Genomic DNA, 16068 nt, shown 5'->3' with positions numbered 1-16068 from the left:
GTCCGCTCTCCTCCCCGAAAACCGCTCCTTGCCTCTACCGCCCCGATCCGGGCGCGGCGCAGGCGGGACTTTCGGAAAAGATGTGGCGGGCGTGCAGACCATTTAGGATAGATCGGGGGTACCCATGGAAAAAGTTCCGATGCTGGCAGAAGGCTATGAGCGGCTTACGACCGATCTTAAAGCCCTGCGCGCGGAACGTCCGAAGATCGTCGACGCGATTGAAGAAGCGCGTGCACATGGCGATCTTTCGGAAAACGCCGAATATCACGCCGCGAAGGAACGTCAGGGTCAGGTCGAGGCGCAGATCGCCGAGATCGAGGACCGCGTAACCCGCGCGCAGATTATCGATCCCTCGACCTTGTCTGGCGACAAGGTGGTGTTCGGGGCAACCGTGACCCTGCTGGACGAGGACGACAAGCCGATCAAATACCAGATCGTCGGCCAGACCGAAGCGGACGCAAAGTCAGCCCGCATCTCTTACAATTCGCCTTTGGCGCGCGCGCTGATCGGGAAGAAGGTGGGTGAAGAGGTCGAGGTGACGGTGCCGTCGGGCGACAAGTTCTACCTCGTCGACAAGATCGAATTTATCTGAGCCTGCCGGCCTGACCCGCTTGAACTGCGGTGTCAGGCCAGGGCCTTCTCCATCGCATAATTGTGGATCGGCACGCTGCGGCCCGCGTGTTCGATCGCAAAGTCGCGTCTGTGCTCCACGCGATAGCCTGCCCGCTCGAACGCAGGGCGGGCCAGCTCGCTTGCTTCGGTATAGAGCCGCGGTGCGCGCGCATCCCGGGCGAACCGTTCGGCGCGGGCTAGCAGCTGTTCTGCCAGACCGCGCCGGGTGTGGCCGGGATCGCAGTAGAGATGGTCGACGTGGCAGCCATCGGCCTCCGGTACTTCCAGAAGCGTGTAGGCGCAGGGGTGGTCGCCTTCGTCCGCCGCGATGAAGATCGTCTGCCCATCGCGCACCCGCTCGATAAAGTAGCGGTCGTCGCCATGGCGCGCGGCCCACGCCGCCACCTGATCGCGCGAATAGGCGCGCGGACCGATCAGCTCGATCGCGCGCACGGCGATGGTCGCCAGCGCATCCGCGTCATCCTCGCGGAAAAGACGGATGCGATAGCTCATGCGTGAGCAGGTCGCGCGCGGACGCTCAGGCTGCCGGTTCGAGCAGCTTGTGAATGTGGACGATCACGTATTTCATTTCCGCATCGTCGACCGTGCGCTGCGCATTGGCACGCCAAGCTTCCTCGGCCTGTTCGTAGGTGCTGAACACGCCCACCACGTGGATGCTCTCCGGGTCCTGAAACTCGACCGAGCGCGGGTCTTTCACCCGGCCGCCCATCACCAGATGGAGCAACTGGGGGGAGGTGGTTTCCTGAACGTTGTTGTCCGAATTTTGCGACATCGGGGGCCTTCCGCTGAGTTTGAAATGGATATGAAAAGGGCCCGCACGCCTTAACGCGCGCGGGCCCAAAAACAACAAGCTGTGCAGGAGCAATCCCGCACGCGCGTTATCCGACTAGAAGGGCAGGGCGGACTTGAGATCGCGATAGCTGCGTCCGGCCTTGCGCGCCGCACGGCGACCGGCGTGACGCGCGGCGTCCTTCTGGCGATCGGCATAATACGCCGCGTTACGACGGGCCGCACGGCTGCCGAAGGCGACATCGTCGCCGAAGTCGACCAAGCGGTCACCGCCGTGGCGGGTGGCATCGCCGACCTTGCTCGCCATGCCGCTGGCATAGGCCATCCCCAGATCGGCCAAGTGATCGGCAAAGCCGACCGCGCGACCTGTCAGTTCGCGGCCTTTGGAGGTACGCGAGCCGATCGCGAGACCGATCAGGGCAACGGCACTGACGGTCAGGATCGGGTGTTCCTTGACGAATTCGGTCGCGCTGTCCGTCGCGTCGCGCGCCATGTCAGCAAGGCTGCGTTCTTCGTTGCGGCGTTCGCTCTGTTCGATCTTGCGGCGCAATTCGTCGCGCTGTTCCTGGGTGCTCATGCTTGGTCTCCAGCCTTAAAAGTGTGCTTTGATTGTAAAGCGCTGGGACTGCGCGAGAGTTCCGGGTTTAACCCGGCGGTCAGTCGATTTCGTCCCACGCATAGTCCTCATCGTCCGATTCATCGGACCGGCCACCGCCCAGCGCCCACCAGCCGATCACCGCCGCGATCACGGCGCCGATGCCGTAGGAGGCCGGTTTGTGCTTCTCGGCCAGCTCCTTGCCTTCTTCGAAGATGTCGGTCGCGCCGAGCAGGGCGGAGTTGGCGATCCGGGCGACGATGCCCTTTTCCTCTACATCGCCCTTCAGGTGATCAATGTCATCCTTGACCAGCGCGCGCGCCGCATCGCGCAGCGCGCGGTCTTCTTCCATCCGGGCCTTGTGCGGCTTCATGCGCCGTCCCCCTTGAAGGCCTGGCTGACCCGCTTGAAGCGCGAACGTGCGACCAAGCCGACGATGATCATCAGCACCAGCAGGGTGCCGACCACCGCAGCGACCGCGACGAATGGCCCGATGATCGGCGCAAGCGCGATGATCAGCCCCACGACCAGCCCAATGAGGGCAAGGTGCAGGAAGGCCAGCGCGCCCAGCGCGAAAACGATGCCCGACCCGGTCTCGCGCGAGGCATAGCTCGCCCGCGACTTCTGGAAGGCGACTTCGGCTTCCAGATAGGTCTTGCCGTCCTCGTAGAGCGCATAGGCATCGTCGAACAGCGAACCCAGCGGCTCTTCGTGAGCGCGGGTCGTTTCTGGATGCGGTGTCTCGGGGTTCAGGTTCGGGTTAAGGGAGCCTGCCGCATCGTGAGACGCGGCAGGCTGGTGGTGATGATCGCTTCGATCCGGCACAGCCCCTCCTCGCCGGCTCCGCTCAGCGGCGGAACATGCGGGCGAGGACGTAGCCGCCGAACGCCGCGAGGCCGACGGACAAGCCGGGATTCTTGCGCACGAACTGGCGCGCTTCGTCACCCAGTTCGTCGTAGGACTTGGTGTCGATATGGCTCGCCGCATCCTGCAGGCCGCGGGCGGCGTTGCGGGCGTGGTCGCCATATTTCGGGCCGAAATTGTCGTCGATCTTGGCCGCGTTCTCGGCGACCAGCCTGCTCAGCGAGGTGAGCGCTTCGCTCGCCTTGTGCTTGCCTTCGACGGCCAGTTCGCCGCCCTTGGCCAGCGCCTGATCCTTGTATTCGCTGCTCTTGGCGGCGGCCTGTTCCTTGTAGACCTGCGCGCGCTGGCTGGCTTCGCCGCGCAGCGCCTGGGCACCGGCCTTGGCCTCGTCGAGCGCGGAGTTGAAGCGCGACTTGGCTTCTTCCTTGCCGCCGAGCGTTCCTTCGGCAGCGGCCGAGCCGGCGGGGGCACCCGCGGCATCGGTGGTCAGCGGAACCGCACTGGTGTCGTTGATCTTGTCGTCAGTAGCCATGGGTGTTTCCCTCTTATTGCAATTCGTATTCGACAGGCCGAACGCGGCTCCGTCCTCGTATGTTGCAACGCAGCTTGCATGGGTTCGTTCCACCGCATAAGCCGCGCCGAAACCAAGGTCGGCCCGTATTCTCCGGCCTGGATAGCATGACTGAGACCGGAGGCCCAATGACTGCCATTATCGACCTGCACGCGCGCGAAATTCTCGACAGCCGGGGGAATCCGACCGTCGAAGTGGATTGCCTGCTGGAAGACGGCAGCTTCGGCCGCGCCGCGGTGCCCTCGGGCGCATCGACCGGCGCGCACGAAGCGGTGGAACTGCGCGATGGCGACAAGGATCGCTATCTGGGCAAGGGCGTCACCAAGGCGATCGACGCGGTCAACAACGACATCGCCGATGCCCTGCTGGGCGTGGACGCGGAGGACCAGCGCGACATCGACACGATGCTGATCGCGCTCGACGGGACAGAGAACAAGAGCCGCCTGGGCGCCAACGCGCTGCTGGGCACCAGCCTCGCGGTGGCGAAGGCCGGTGCCAATGCGCGCGGCCTGCCGCTCTACAGCTATGTCGGCGGTGTGTCCGCGCATGTCCTGCCGGTGCCGATGATGAACATCATCAATGGCGGCGAACATGCCGACAACCCGATCGACATTCAGGAATTCATGATCATGCCCGTCGGCGCGCCCACGCTCGCCGAAGCGGTGCGGTGGGGCGCGGAGGTGTTCCACACGCTCAAGAAGGAACTGAGCGCCAAGGGCCTGTCCACCTCGGTGGGCGACGAGGGCGGATTCGCCCCCAATATCGGCAGCACGCGCGATGCGCTCGACCTGATCATGCAGTCGATCGAGAAGGCCGGGTTCGCACCGGGCAGCGACATCGTGCTGGCGCTGGATTGCGCATCGACCGAGTTCTTCAAGGACGGCAAGTATGTGCTGGCAGGCGAAGACGCGACGCTCTCGGGCGTCGAGATGGCGGACTACCTCGCCGCGCTGTGCAACGACTACCCGATCCGCTCGATCGAAGACGGCATGGCCGAAGACGATTTCGAAGGCTGGAAGGCGCTGACCGACAAGATCGGAAACAAGGTCCAGCTGGTCGGCGACGATCTGTTCGTGACCAACCCCGCGCGCCTGCGCGACGGGATCGCGCGCGGCCTCGCCAACTCGCTGCTGGTCAAGGTCAACCAGATCGGCACGCTGTCCGAAACGCTGGACGCGGTCGATATCGCGCACCGCGCAGGCTACACCGCCGTGATGAGCCACCGTTCGGGCGAAACCGAGGATTCGACTATCGCCGACCTCGCCGTCGCCACGAACTGCGGGCAGATCAAGACCGGCAGCCTCGCCCGGTCGGACCGGCTCGCCAAGTACAACCAGCTGATCCGGATCGAGGAAGAGCTGGGCGACAGCGCGCATTACGCAGGCCACGCCTGTTTCGGTCGCCTGGCGCGCTGACCCGGGAAGGGCGGGGGCGGTTTTTCGACCAAACCCACCATTCTTTCGACGAGCCGCGATTGCGGCAGCCGAATCAGGGGCCTAGATCGGCCCTCGCAGAAGACCCGACGCTCTGCCGGGCCGCGAGGATTCCCCTATGAAAACACGTCTCATCGCCGCGCTGATGCTCGGCACCGCTGTCGCCACGCTTGGCCCTGTCGCCTGCAACAGCCCCGACGCGAGCGAGCAGGTCGCCTCAACCCCCGGCACCGAACTTGGCATCCGGCCCGACTGGATGGATACCTCGGCCAATCCGGGCGACGACTTCTTCCGCTATGCCGACGGCAAGTGGTACGATGAGACGGAAATCCCGGCAGACCGGTCGAGCGTGGGCGGGTTCTTCATCGCCGACCAGCAGACCGAAAAGAACATCGCCGCGCTGATCAAGGAAATCGTCAGCTCCGATCCCGAACCCGGCACCGACGCGGCCAAGGTCAAGAAATTCTACCAGGCCTTCCTCGACACCAAAGCGATCGACGCTGCGGGCATGAAGCCGATCCAGGCGGACCTGAACCGCTTCGAGGGCATTTCGGACAAGCAGCAGCTGGCCAAGGTGCTCGGCAGCCAGGTTCGCGCCGATGTTGACCCGCTCAACGCGACCGATTTCGAGACCGAGAACCTGTTCGGCGTGTTCGTGACGCAGGCACTCAAGGGTGGCGAAGTGGTCCCCTACATCCTGCAGGGCGGCCTCGGCCTGCCCGAGCGGGAATATTACCTCTCCTCCGACGCCAAGATGGCGGGGCTGCGCGGCGACTATCAGACCTACATCGCCAACCTGCTGAAAGCGGCGGATATCGACGATGCCGATGCCAAGGCGAAGCGGATCTACGATCTGGAGATGAAGATCGCCCGGGCGCATGTCAGCCGCGAGGATAGCGACGACTGGGCCACCGCCAGCTCGCTGTGGTCGAAGAAGGACTTCGAGGCGAAGGCGCCGGGCATGGACTGGGACGCCTTCTTCAAGGCGGCGCAGCTCGACGGTTTCAAGACCTTCGACGCCTACCACCCGAGCGCGATCACCGGGCTTTCCAAACTGGTCGAAAGCGAGCCGCTGGAGGCGTGGAAAGACTGGCTGGTGTTCCACCAGATCAACGCCAACACCGCCGTGTTGCCGACCAAGCTCGACCAGATGAGCTTCGATTTCTACGGCAAGACCCTGTCGGGCACCGAGCAGCAGCGCCCGCGTGACAAGCGCGCGCTGGCCGCGGTCAACACCTACATGGGGGATGCGCTCGGCAAGCTCTACGTCGAGAAATACTTCCCGGCCTCGGCCAAGGCCGAGATCGAGGGCATGGTCGACAATATCAAGGATGCCTTCGCCAACCGCATCGAAGCGGTCGACTGGATGGCGCCCGAGACCAAAGCCGAAGCCAAGAAGAAGGTCGAAACCATGGAAGTCGGCGTCGGCTATCCCGACGAGTGGACCGACTACGACAGCCTGACGATCAAGGAAGGCGATGCCTATGCAGACGTGCAGGCGGCGGAAAAGCTGCGTTATCGTCAGCAGCTGGCCAAGGTGGGCAAGCCGCTCGACAAGGGTGAGTGGTGGATGAACGCGCAGCTGGTCAACGCGGTGAACCTGCCGGTCCAGAACGCGCTGAACTTCCCCGCCGCGATCCTGCAGCCGCCGTTCTTCGATCCCAAGGCGGACCCGGCCTATAACTACGGCGCGATCGGTGCGGTCATTGGCCACGAGATCAGCCACAGCTTCGACAATAATGGCGCCGCGTTCGACTCGACCGGCGCGATGCGCGACTGGTGGACCGATGCCGACCGCAAGAAGTTCGAGGAAGCAGGCAAGGCTCTGGCCGACCAGTACGATACGTACGAACCGTTCCCCGGCCTCAACGTGAAGGGCGAACTGACGCTGGGCGAGAACATCGCCGACATCGCGGGGCTTCAGGCGGCCTATGATGCCTATCACGCCTCGCTCGGCGGCAAGGAAGCGCCCGTGATCGACGGGTTCACCGGCGATCAGCGCTTCTTCATCGCCTATGCGCAGACCTGGGCGACCAAGATGCGCGAAGCCGCGCTGCGCCAGCGGATCGCGACCGACGGGCACGCGCCGGGCCAGTACCGTGCGCTGACCGTGCGCAACATGGATGCCTGGTACAAGGCATTCGACGTGAAGGAAGGCGACAAGCTGTACCTGCCGCCCGAAAAGCGCGTGAAGGTCTGGTAACAGCGATCAGGCGGAGGAGGGTGCGTGGCTCTCCTCCGCCTCCACTTCCTCTTCGGCCTCTTGCTCGAGCCGTTCGAGCTTCTCGATCTTCTTCCGGCTCTTGGGGCTGAGCAGGTACTGCCACACGCCCCATGCGTTGATCAGCAGCAAGATCGCGTTCATCGCCGCGATGGGGATGGCATTCTCGATCAGGCCTGAGGCAACCCACGTCACCGCAACCGCGCAGAACAGGACGAAGCCCCAACCGGTCGCCTTGCGACCGAGGTCGGCGGCAATCAGTCCTGCGGCGATCATCGTGCCGATCGCGGCGATCCATTCGAGCGGTCCGTTCATGACCGCACCAATTCGTGAGGCGCCAGCCACGCCCCGCAATTAGGGAAGGTTAGCTTCGGTCGGCGAACCTGCCTGCGATATCGAGCAGCGCGATGGCAGCCTTCGCCGCTTCGCCGCCCTTGTTCTTCTGCGCCGGATCCGCGCGAACCTGCGCCTGGATCTCGTTCTCGACCGTGATGATCCCGTTGCCGATCGCAATCCCGTCCATCGTCAGCGCCATGATCGCGCGGGCACTTTCGCCGGCGACGATTTCGAAGTGATAGGTCTCACCCCGGATGACCACGCCGATGGCGACGAAGCCATCGTACTGGCCGCTCTCCGCCGCGAGCGCGATGGCGCCGGGGATTTCGAGCGCGCCGGGAACGGTCAGCACGTCGGCCTGGTGTCCGGCGTCTTCCAGCGCGGCACGCGCGCCTTCGATCAGCTTATCGTTCAGCTCGGCGTAGAAACGCGCTTCGACGATCAGGAAACGGGCCATCAAATTACTCCGGAATAGGGCGTTCGCCCACCACGGTGATGCCATAGCCTTCGAGGCCGATCACATTGCGGTGGGAATTGGTCAGCAGGGTCATTTCGGATACGCCGAGATCGGCAAGGATTTGCGCACCGATACCATATTCGCGCAGGTCCCCGCTCGCAGGCCGGCCGGCGACTTCCGCCTGCAGCTTGTCGGGCTGGCCCGGCATCAGGCACACGATCAGCCCGCTGCCTTCATCGCCGATCGTGCGCATTGCGCGCTGCAGGGTGTCGCGCTTGTCTCCCGACCGGCCGAGCACGTCGTCGAACAGAGAGATGCGGTGCATGCGCACAAGAGTGGAGCGGTCGGAATGGACCTGCCCCTTCTGCAGCACCACGGAGACGCTACCATCCACCGTGCTGCGATAGTTGATCGCCCGCCATTCGCCGCCATGCGCGCTGGTGAAGGTGCTTTCGCCAGCACGTTCCACGAGGTGGTCGTGCTTCATGCGGTATTCGATCAGATCGCGGATGGTCCCGATCTTGAGCCGGTGGCGACGGGCGAAGTCGATCAGATTGTCGAGCCGGGCCATCGTCCCGTCTTCATTCATGATCTCGCAGATCACGCCCGAGGCGTTGAGCCCGGCGAGGCGCGAGATGTCGACCGCGGCTTCGGTATGCCCCGCGCGCACCAGCACGCCGCCGTCGCGCGCGATCAGCGGGAAGACATGGCCCGGGGTCACGATATCCTGCGCACCGCGGGTCGGGTCGATCGCCACCGCAATGGTCCGCGCGCGGTCGGCGGCGCTGATCCCGGTGGTGACGCCCTCGCGGGCTTCGATGCTGACGGTGAAGGCGGTTTCGTGGCGGCTGCCGTTGCTGCGGCTCATCAGTTCGAGGCCCAGCGCTTCGACCCGCTGGCGCTGCAGCGTCAGGCAGATCAGGCCGCGCCCGTGGGTCGCCATGAAGTTGACCGCATCGGGCGTCGCCATCTGCGCGGGGATGACGAGATCGCCTTCGTTCTCGCGATCCTCGTCGTCGACCAGTACGAACATGCGGCCGTTGCGCGCTTCCTCGATGATTTCCTCGATCCCGACGAGCACGGGCGTCTCATCCTGCGCGTCGAGGAACGCGTCGAGCTTGCGCAGCGTCTCGGCGGTGGGGTTCCAATCGTCGTCCCCGCAATCGCGCAGGGTGTTGGCGTGGAGCCCTGCCGCACGGGCTAGGGCGGCGCGGGTCATGCTGCCGGAGGCGATGGCTTCGCGGACTCGGATAATGGTCGATTCGCTCATGGCAAAGGCCGCTATCACATTATGATGTGACAGCCAAAGCCTGAATGACACATTGGCATGTTGGGCTTGGGCGGAGTAACTGCCCTGACCGACAATTATAGCGCGTTCGCGCGGATCAATGTCGAGGGGCGACTCACTCGCGCAATTGAGAGGGCAGTCTCAGGTCACTCTGGCCTTGCTCGCCCTGTTGCTGGGACGGACTTGTTCAGGAGGTTACCCCGCTGGTCGACACTGCGCCCGAGGTCGATCGCTTTGCGGTCCCCACCATCGCGCCCGGCACGCCTGCCAGCCTGCTGCGCCGCCGCCCGGACATCGCCGTGGCCGAAGCACAGCTGTACGCCGCGACCGCTAAGATCGGCGTACAGACCGCAGGTCTGTTCCCGGACGTCGGCCTGACGGGGATTGTCGAGCTGCTCACCGGCAATCTCTCGAGACTGATTTTGACCGACAGCATCCAGGCCGTGGGGCAGGGGCAGGTGAGTTTTCCGATTCTCGATTTCGGGCGTGGCAAGACGCTGGTGGGCTAGGCCAAAGCGTCCGCCGACGAGAGCTACCTGACCTGTCAGCGCACCGTTCTGGTCGCCATGAACGACACCGAAACCGCGCTGAGCCAGGTGGCGACCGCCCGCAGGGCGCGGGACCCCGCATCGCGTATCGCGAGGCAGAGGCCAGCCTGGTGCAGGCAGAGGCGACGCTGCGCATGGCCACTGTTCCCTTGTTCAAGGCGCTGGGCCTGCCGGCACGCAATCTGGGCAGATGGCGAATATGCAAACCGCAGCCCGTTGACATCCGCGCTGCGGTTAATCGTCACCAGACCCGACGGAAAAGAGCCCGTGATCGATGTGATTTAATGGGTGGGGAGGTGGTGGACGCACTAGGGTTCGAACCTAGGACCCGCTGATTAAGAGTCAGCTGCTCTACCAACTGAGCTATGCGTCCACACCGGCCTGCTTGGTGAAGGCCGCGCCGTCGATCACGCTTGCGATTCGTCGGCGGGAGGCGGTCACATAGGGCCTGTGGCGAAACGTGCAAGCCCCCAATTGCACATCGACCCAATCAATCGGCCCAATCAGCTCGAAAGCAGGCCGCCACCGTGCCGCTGCGTGTTCCAGCGATAGACCATCATCAGCACGCCAAGGCACATCATGTTGGTCAGCATCGACGATCCGCCATGGCTCATGAAGGGAAGGGGAATGCCCACCACCGGGGCCATGCCCATCACCATCATCAGGTTGATCGCGATGTAGAAGAACATCGTGGCGACCATCCCTGCGGCCAGCAGACGATCGAACCGGTTCTGGGCATTGCGCGCGACGGAGAGCCCCCAGGCGAGGATCAGGCCGAAGCACACGATCACGAACAGCCCGCCGAGGAAGCCCCATTCCTCCGCCATCGTCGCAAACACGAAGTCGGTGTGCGGCTCTGGCAGATATTGCAGGTGGCTTTGCGAGCCTTCGTTGAAGCCCTTGCCGGAAAAGCCGCCCGAGCCGATCGCAATCTTCGACTGGGTGATGTGGTAGCCGCTGCCCAGCGGATCGCTTTCGGGATCGAGGAAGGTGGTCACGCGGCGCTGCTGATAAGGTTTGAGCGCGAAGCTGTAAGCCAAAGGCACCGCCACCGCGCCAAGCGCGCCCGCGCCCAGGAACCAGCTCATCGGCAGCCCTGCGAGGAACATGACAACCGCACCCGAGAACAGGATCGCCAGCGCCGTGCCGAGGTCCGGCTGCATCAGCACCAGCAGCACGGGCAGGGCGATGATCACGCCTGCGGGCAGCAACGCCCTCCACGAACCGATCATGCCGGTCGGCAGCGTGTCGTAGAACCGGGCGAGGGCGAGGGCGACCGCGGGCTTCATCAGCTCCGATGGCTGGATCCGGATCGGCCCGACCTCGAGCCAGCGCTGGCTGCCGCCGCCCAGCGACCCGGCCGCCTCCACCGCGACAAGCAGCAACAGCACTATGATATAGCCCGGATAGGCCATCAGCTTGACGAAATCGCGCGGCATGCTGGCGATGATGAGAGCCATCACCATGGTTATCGCGAAGCGCAGCAGATGCGTGTCGGCAAAGGGCGAGAAATTGCCTCCGGCCGCCGAATAGAGCACCGCCGCACCGAAGAAGGTGAGCAGGATCAGCGGGGTCAGCATCGCCCATGGCTGGCGCGCGATGGGGGCGGGGATGATCGAGCTCACTGTGCGTTCCCCTGTGACTGCGCGCCGCCATCGGCCGGGCTATCGGCCGCAACGTCGGCATCGGGCCGGCGGGGGCGGCGAGGATTGTCGCGCGCGAAGGCTTCGCTGCGCTGCGCGTCGAGCCGGGCTTCGGCCTCGACCTTCGCCTGTATCTCGCGGTCGAGCGGCGGGCTCGCCGGGACAGCCTCACCTGCAGCGCGGGCATATTCGGCGTAGCGGCGCTGGAGCCGCTGCTGCGCCGTGCCGCCCCACTGCTCTTCGAAGCCGCGCAGTGCGTCCATCCCCTTCTGCGGGTCGAAGAGGAAGGTCATCACGTCGCGCGCAATGGGGTAGGCGGAACCCGACCCACCGCCATGCTCGATCACCACCGCGCCTGCATAGCGCGGGTTGTCGAACGGGGCGAAGAAGATGAACAACCCGTGGTCGCGATACTTCCAGGGGCCGGTCTTGCCGTTGGACACGCTCAGCGAGACGACCTGCGCGGTCCCCGTCTTGCCCGCGATCAGCACGTCGTCGATCGGCAGCCGCGCGCGCCCGGCGGTGCCGGGGCCGTTGACCACGTCGCTCATCGCCTTGCGGATATAGGCGATCTGGTCCGGCTTGAAGTCGAGTGAGGCAAAAGGCTTGGTCCGGTTGCTTTTGAGCAAGGACGGCTCGACATGCCGTCCGGTCGCGATACGCGTCGCCATCACCGCCAGCTGCAGCGGGTTGGTGAGGTAATAGCCCTGGCCGATCGAGGCGTTGACCGTGTCGTAGGGCTGCCATTGCTGGTCGTACTTCTTCAGCTTCCATGCCGGGTCGGGCACGGTGCCGTAGAACTGGCTGGCCACCGGCAGGTCGAATTCCTGCCCGAGGCCGAACTGGCGCGCATAGGCGGCAACCTTGTCGAACCCGACCTTCTGCGCGAAGTGATAGAAATAGCTGTCGCACGACTGGTAGATGCCCTTGGCCATGTCGACCCGGCCATGGTTGCTCCAGCAGTTGAAGAAGCGATTGCCGATCCGGCGACCGCCGCCGCAGATGATCGATTCGTTCGGGTCGATCCCTTCATGCATGAAGGCCATCGCGTGCATCGGCTTGACCGTCGAGCCTGGCGGATAGAGGCCCTTGAGCACCTTGTTGCGAAGCGGCACCCGGTCGTTTTCGCTCAGCATCGCATATTCGACGCTGCCGATACCGTCGGAGAAGCTGTTCGGATCGAAACTGGGCATCGAGGCCATGCACAGCAGATCGCCGGACTCGCAGTCCATCACCACCACGGACCCGCTTTCGAGGCCCAGACGGCGGGCTGCGTAGTCCTGCAAGGGACCGTCGATGCTCAGCTGGATCGGGTCGCCCTGTACGTCGGGCCGGGTGGACAGATCGCGCACGATCCGGCCCGATGCGGTCACCTCAACCCGGCGCGCGCCAGGTTTGCCGCGCAGGGTCTTCTCAAACTGCTTTTCGAGCCCGTCCTTGCCGATCTTGTAACCCGGCGTGATCAGCAGCGGATTGCGATCTTCCTCGAACTCCTCGCGGCTCGCCGCGCCGACATAGCCGATCAGGTGGCCGACCGAGGTGCCCGTGGGGTAATAGCGGGAGAATCCGCGCTGAGGCACGACGCCGGGCAGCTCTGGCAGGCGGATGCTGACCGCAGCAAACGCGTCGTAGTCGAGCCCGCTGGCGACTTCGATCGGGGCATAGCCGGCGGATTCGTCCAGCTTGGCGCGCAGATCGCGCATCTTCGCATCGTCCAGCTTCAGCAGCCGGCCAAGGGTCGCCAGCTCACGCTCTGGCTCCTGAAGGCGCTCGGGGATGATATCGACGCGGAAGTCCGCTTCGTTGGAGGCCAGCGGTGCGCCGTTGCGGTCGAGGATCCAGCCCCGGCGCGGCGGGATCAGCGTCAGATTGACGCGGTTGCTCTCGCTCTCGACGCGGTACTTGTCGTTCTCCGCGATGGCCAGATAGCCCATCCGCGCGGCCAGCAGGATGCCGACCGACAGGCCGCCTACGCCAAGCACGAAGCTGCGCCGGTCGAAACTGTTGGTCAGCGTGCTCTCGTTGAGCACTTGCTTGGTAAGGCCGAAGGACATCAGGTGGCGGTCCGGAAACGCATGAGGCGAAGCTTGTCTAGGCGTGAAACGATAAACGCGATGAACGGGTAGGCGATGAGCGATAGCAGCAGCTGCGGGGCCACGACCGCCAACAGCGGAAGCCCCAGGGTGCTGCCGGAGATCAGCATCGTCCCGACGATATAGATGACGGTGATGATCGCCGCGATCAGCCAGTCCTGCGCGAAGCCGCGCCAGGGGAAGCGGATGTCGATGATCTCGATCGCCATCATGGTCGCCGAGAAGAACAGGATACCCGATCCGAATGGCTGGCCACTGAACAGATCGTCCCACATGCCGAAAATGATCCCCGCCCAGATCGGCAGCACACCCGGCCGAAGCAGCCGCCACGCGAGCAGGAACAGGAAGCCGATCGGCGGCAGCAGCGGCCCACCGACAGCGATCGGTACGCTTTGGAGATAGGACGCGAGCATGATCGTCGCCCATGGGACGAAGACCAGCAGGAAGGGGGAGTGGTCCCGGTTGATCTGGCGCCCGTTCCGTTCGCTGCGCTGGCTGTAGGCGCGGCGTTCGATCATGGTGTGACCACGCCGCCGCTCTCCGTAGCGGGTGCATCGGGATTATCGCCGTTACCCGCGTCCACGGTCCGGTTCGATCCGATCGCTTCCTCGATCGGAGTGCGCGCACCACGCAGCGCCTCGGGCTGCCAGGTCGGCTCCACCGCGACGAAATCGGTTGCCGCAGGGTTGCTGATGATCCGTGCGACCGCGCCGTCGTCGGTCAGGCTGGTGACAATCGCCACCGCGATGCCCGGGCGGTAGAGCCCGCCCGCGCCGCTGGTGACGAACACGTCGCCCCGCTTGAGCGGATTGATGCCCAGGTTGATCAGGCGAATGTTGATCAGCCCGTCGCCGCGCCCTTCGGCAAAGGCGACCGTATTGTCGCCTGCGCGCCGCACGGGCAGCACGCTTTCGGTGTCGGTGATCAGCATGACGCGCGAGCTGTTGCCCGCCGCCTCCAGCACGCGGCCCACGATGCCGCGTTCGCTGCGCACGGGCATTCCGGGCCGCACACCGTCGTTTCGGCCCGCGCCGAGATACGCAAAGCGGCGCGTGCTGGAGCTGCTGGAGCCGACCAGGCGTGCGACTGCCACGGGTTTCACGTCGGTTTCGTTGAGGCCGAGCAGCGCCTTGAGCCGCGCGTTCTCCTCTTCGATCGCGCGCGCTTCGGCGAGGCGAATGCGCGCGATCTCGACCTCTTTCTTCAGCTCGGCATTCTGCTGCCCCGCCTCGAGATAGCCCTGCACGGATTCGATGAACCCGCGCCCGCCACTGCGGGCGCCGGCATTGACCGTCGAGACAGGCTGGGTCGCATCGCCGAACAATCCGCGCAGACCGCTGAAAGAGGCCGGCTGGATGATCGAGATGACGATCAGGACAATGCCGAGCACGATGCCCGACAAGGCGACCACGTAACCGGTGAAGACACCGTACTGCGCCTTCTTGGAATGCCCCGAAACCCGCTGTTTCGAGCCCGACAGGGCCATAATTCCTCCGTCCGGTAAGGTCCCGGTTGCTTTACGCAGTCATCAACACGCCGCGGTACACAGGGTCTTCCATCGCGCGGCCGGTGCCGATCGCGACGCAGGACAGCGGATCTTCCGCAATGCTGACGGGAAGGCCCGTCTCTTCGCGCAGATGCTCGTCCAGGCCGGTGATCAGCGCACCACCGCCGGTCAGCACGATGCCCTGGTCCACGATGTCGGCGGCAAGCTCGGGCGCAGTGTTTTCCAGCGCAATTCGCACACCCTCGACGATCGCACCGATAGGCTCGCTCAGGGCTTCGGCGATATGCGATTGATTGATGGTGATCTCTTTCGGAACACCATTGACCAGATCCCTACCCTTGATGGTGATCTGCTCGCCAATGCCATCTGCAGGGGCCACGGCCACGCCGTAGTCCTTCTTGATCCGCTCTGCGGTCGATTCACCGATCAGCAGATTGTGGTGGCGGCGCACGTAGGAAACGATCGCTTCGTCCATCTTGTCACCGCCGGTGCGCACGGAAGTGGTGTAGGCGAGACCACGGAGCGAAAGCACCGCGACTTCGGTCGTGCCGCCACCAATGTCGACCACCATGGAGCCCACAGGCTCGGTCACCGGCATGTCGGCGCCGATCGCAGCAGCCATCGGTTCGAGGATCAGGTAAACCGCGCTCGCGCCCGCATTGCTGGCCGCGTCGCGGATCGCGCGGCGTTCGACCGAGGTCGAGCCCGAGGGGACGCAGATGGTGATTTCGGGATAGCGGAACAGGCTCTTCTTGCCGTGCACCTTGCGGATGAAGTGCTTGATCATTTCTTCCGCGATTTCGATGTCGGCGATGACGCCGTCGCGCAGCGGGCGGATCGCTTCGATCGAGTCGGGCGTCTTGCCCATCATCATCTTCGCATCGTCACCCACGGCCTTGACGCGCTTGATCCCGTTGAGGGTCTCGATAGCGACCACGGAAGGTTCGTTGAGGATGATCCCTTGATCGGGCACGTAAACCAGCGTGTTCGCGGTGCCGAGGTCGATCGCCATGTTCTGAGTGCCGAACTTCAGAAGATTCGAGAAGAAACCCATAGGTACTATGCTTCCGTGCCGATTGTGCGGTCGGCC

Annotated in this window: 18 protein-coding genes and 1 tRNA gene; 4 read left to right on the top strand and 15 right to left on the bottom strand. The window is 64.5% G+C overall.

Features of this window, described 5'->3' with window-relative positions:
• Positions 1–124: 124 nt before the first annotated feature.
• The gene (greA, locus tag VO57_010215) at positions 125–592 is read left to right on the top strand and encodes a transcription elongation factor GreA (GenBank protein ID XBL68512.1); all 468 of its coding nucleotides are present in this window, start codon (positions 125–127) and stop codon (positions 590–592) included.
• A 32-nt stretch (positions 593–624) separates the two neighbouring features.
• Here greA and VO57_010210 read toward each other — a convergent pair whose 3' ends face one another.
• The 6 genes from VO57_010210 to VO57_010185 all read right to left on the bottom strand — a co-directional run bounded on the left by VO57_010210 (position 625) and on the right by VO57_010185 (position 3413).
• Positions 625–1125 (bottom strand): GNAT family N-acetyltransferase, encoded by a 501-nt coding sequence (locus VO57_010210; GenBank protein ID XBL68511.1) that lies wholly within the window; start codon positions 1123–1125, stop codon positions 625–627.
• A 25-nt stretch (positions 1126–1150) separates the two neighbouring features.
• On the bottom strand, positions 1151–1405 hold the full coding sequence (locus VO57_010205; GenBank protein ID XBL68510.1) for a DUF4170 domain-containing protein: 255 nt from the start codon (positions 1403–1405) through the stop codon (positions 1151–1153).
• Positions 1406–1519: 114 nt separating this feature from the next.
• A complete protein-coding gene (locus VO57_010200) occupies positions 1520–1999 on the bottom strand; it encodes a hypothetical protein (GenBank protein ID XBL68509.1) in 480 nt (159 codons plus the stop codon).
• Positions 2000–2078: 79 nt separating this feature from the next.
• The gene (locus tag VO57_010195) at positions 2079–2390 is read right to left on the bottom strand and encodes a hypothetical protein (protein XBL68508.1); all 312 of its coding nucleotides are present in this window, start codon (positions 2388–2390) and stop codon (positions 2079–2081) included.
• The gene (locus tag VO57_010190; GenBank protein XBL68507.1) at positions 2387–2842 is read right to left on the bottom strand and encodes a phage holin family protein; all 456 of its coding nucleotides are present in this window, start codon (positions 2840–2842) and stop codon (positions 2387–2389) included. The genes VO57_010195 and VO57_010190 overlap by 4 nt, the downstream gene beginning before the upstream one ends.
• A 22-nt stretch (positions 2843–2864) precedes the next feature.
• Complete coding sequence (locus VO57_010185) at positions 2865–3413, bottom strand: hypothetical protein (protein ID XBL68506.1); 549 nt, start codon at positions 3411–3413, stop codon at positions 2865–2867.
• A gap of 167 nt (positions 3414–3580) precedes the next feature.
• Here VO57_010185 and eno point away from each other — a divergent pair, with 167 nt between their 5' ends.
• Both eno and VO57_010175 read left to right on the top strand, forming a co-directional pair.
• On the top strand, positions 3581–4867 hold the full coding sequence (gene eno, locus VO57_010180) for a phosphopyruvate hydratase (protein XBL68505.1): 1287 nt from the start codon (positions 3581–3583) through the stop codon (positions 4865–4867).
• Between the two features lie 136 nt (positions 4868–5003).
• Entirely contained in the window at positions 5004–7088 is a 2085-nt protein-coding gene (locus VO57_010175) for a M13 family metallopeptidase (protein ID XBL68504.1), read from the top strand.
• Positions 7089–7094: 6 nt separating this feature from the next.
• On the opposite strand, the gene VO57_010170 is transcribed toward VO57_010175, so the two are convergent.
• From VO57_010170 to ribB, 3 genes are read right to left on the bottom strand one after another with little or no spacing between them, the layout of a single operon-like run.
• Complete coding sequence (locus tag VO57_010170; protein XBL68503.1) at positions 7095–7421, bottom strand: hypothetical protein; 327 nt, start codon at positions 7419–7421, stop codon at positions 7095–7097.
• 49 nt (positions 7422–7470) lie between these two features.
• Positions 7471–7899: a 6,7-dimethyl-8-ribityllumazine synthase gene (gene ribH / locus VO57_010165; protein XBL68502.1), complete on the bottom strand. Its 429-nt coding sequence runs from the start codon at positions 7897–7899 to the stop codon at positions 7471–7473.
• A gap of 4 nt (positions 7900–7903) precedes the next feature.
• The gene (gene ribB / locus VO57_010160) at positions 7904–9169 is read right to left on the bottom strand and encodes a 3,4-dihydroxy-2-butanone-4-phosphate synthase (GenBank protein ID XBL68501.1); all 1266 of its coding nucleotides are present in this window, start codon (positions 9167–9169) and stop codon (positions 7904–7906) included.
• Between the two features lie 317 nt (positions 9170–9486).
• On the opposite strand from ribB, the gene VO57_010155 reads away from it, so the two are divergent.
• On the top strand, positions 9487–9696 hold the full coding sequence (locus VO57_010155) for a hypothetical protein (GenBank protein ID XBL68500.1): 210 nt from the start codon (positions 9487–9489) through the stop codon (positions 9694–9696).
• Between the two features lie 336 nt (positions 9697–10032).
• Here VO57_010155 and VO57_010150 read toward each other — a convergent pair.
• The 6 genes from VO57_010150 to VO57_010125 all read right to left on the bottom strand — a co-directional run bounded on the left by VO57_010150 (position 10033) and on the right by VO57_010125 (position 16032).
• A tRNA-Lys gene (locus VO57_010150) sits at positions 10033–10108 on the bottom strand.
• A 130-nt stretch (positions 10109–10238) separates the two neighbouring features.
• Positions 10239–11315 carry a rod shape-determining protein RodA gene (gene rodA / locus VO57_010145; protein XBL71323.1) on the bottom strand — a complete coding sequence of 359 codons (1077 nt, stop codon included), beginning with the start codon at positions 11313–11315 and terminating at the stop codon, positions 10239–10241.
• Positions 11316–11356: 41 nt separating this feature from the next.
• The gene (gene mrdA, locus VO57_010140; protein ID XBL68499.1) at positions 11357–13432 is read right to left on the bottom strand and encodes a penicillin-binding protein 2; all 2076 of its coding nucleotides are present in this window, start codon (positions 13430–13432) and stop codon (positions 11357–11359) included.
• Positions 13432–13989 (bottom strand): rod shape-determining protein MreD, encoded by a 558-nt coding sequence (locus VO57_010135; GenBank protein ID XBL68498.1) that lies wholly within the window; start codon positions 13987–13989, stop codon positions 13432–13434. The genes mrdA and VO57_010135 overlap by 1 nt, the downstream gene beginning before the upstream one ends.
• Positions 13986–14957, bottom strand: coding sequence for a rod shape-determining protein MreC (gene mreC / locus VO57_010130; GenBank protein XBL68497.1), 972 nt, complete (start codon positions 14955–14957; stop codon positions 13986–13988). Before mreC ends, VO57_010135 begins: the two co-directional genes overlap by 4 nt.
• Positions 14958–14988: 31 nt before the next feature.
• On the bottom strand, positions 14989–16032 hold the full coding sequence (locus VO57_010125) for a rod shape-determining protein (protein ID XBL68496.1): 1044 nt from the start codon (positions 16030–16032) through the stop codon (positions 14989–14991).
• Positions 16033–16068: the final 36 nt, after the last annotated feature.

The sequence above is a fragment of the Citromicrobium bathyomarinum genome, assembly GCA_001306305.2.
GTDB classification, from domain to species: Bacteria; Pseudomonadota; Alphaproteobacteria; order Sphingomonadales; family Sphingomonadaceae; genus Alteriqipengyuania; species Alteriqipengyuania bathyomarina.
Note: the sequence above shows the minus strand (reverse complement) of the source record. Positions and strands in the feature narration are given on the sequence as shown.

Coding starts and splice junctions, on each gene's coding strand:
- greA (XBL68512.1), top strand. CDS start 125: ATGGAAAAAGTTCCGATGCTGGCAGAAGGCTATGAGCGGCTTACGACC.
- VO57_010210 (XBL68511.1), bottom strand. CDS start 1,125: ATGAGCTATCGCATCCGTCTTTTCCGCGAGGATGACGCGGATGCGCTG.
- VO57_010205 (XBL68510.1), bottom strand. CDS start 1,405: ATGTCGCAAAATTCGGACAACAACGTTCAGGAAACCACCTCCCCCCAG.
- VO57_010200 (XBL68509.1), bottom strand. CDS start 1,999: ATGAGCACCCAGGAACAGCGCGACGAATTGCGCCGCAAGATCGAACAG.
- VO57_010195 (XBL68508.1), bottom strand. CDS start 2,390: ATGAAGCCGCACAAGGCCCGGATGGAAGAAGACCGCGCGCTGCGCGAT.
- VO57_010185 (XBL68506.1), bottom strand. CDS start 3,413: ATGGCTACTGACGACAAGATCAACGACACCAGTGCGGTTCCGCTGACC.
- eno (XBL68505.1), top strand. CDS start 3,581: ATGACTGCCATTATCGACCTGCACGCGCGCGAAATTCTCGACAGCCGG.
- VO57_010175 (XBL68504.1), top strand. CDS start 5,004: ATGAAAACACGTCTCATCGCCGCGCTGATGCTCGGCACCGCTGTCGCC.
- VO57_010170 (XBL68503.1), bottom strand. CDS start 7,421: ATGAACGGACCGCTCGAATGGATCGCCGCGATCGGCACGATGATCGCC.
- ribH (XBL68502.1), bottom strand. CDS start 7,899: ATGGCCCGTTTCCTGATCGTCGAAGCGCGTTTCTACGCCGAGCTGAAC.
- ribB (XBL68501.1), bottom strand. CDS start 9,169: ATGAGCGAATCGACCATTATCCGAGTCCGCGAAGCCATCGCCTCCGGC.
- rodA (XBL71323.1), bottom strand. CDS start 11,315: ATGCTGACCCCGCTGATCCTGCTCACCTTCTTCGGTGCGGCGGTGCTC.
- mrdA (XBL68499.1), bottom strand. CDS start 13,432: ATGTCCTTCGGCCTTACCAAGCAAGTGCTCAACGAGAGCACGCTGACC.
- VO57_010135 (XBL68498.1), bottom strand. CDS start 13,989: ATGATCGAACGCCGCGCCTACAGCCAGCGCAGCGAACGGAACGGGCGC.
- mreC (XBL68497.1), bottom strand. CDS start 14,957: ATGGCCCTGTCGGGCTCGAAACAGCGGGTTTCGGGGCATTCCAAGAAG.
- VO57_010125 (XBL68496.1), bottom strand. CDS start 16,032: ATGGGTTTCTTCTCGAATCTTCTGAAGTTCGGCACTCAGAACATGGCG.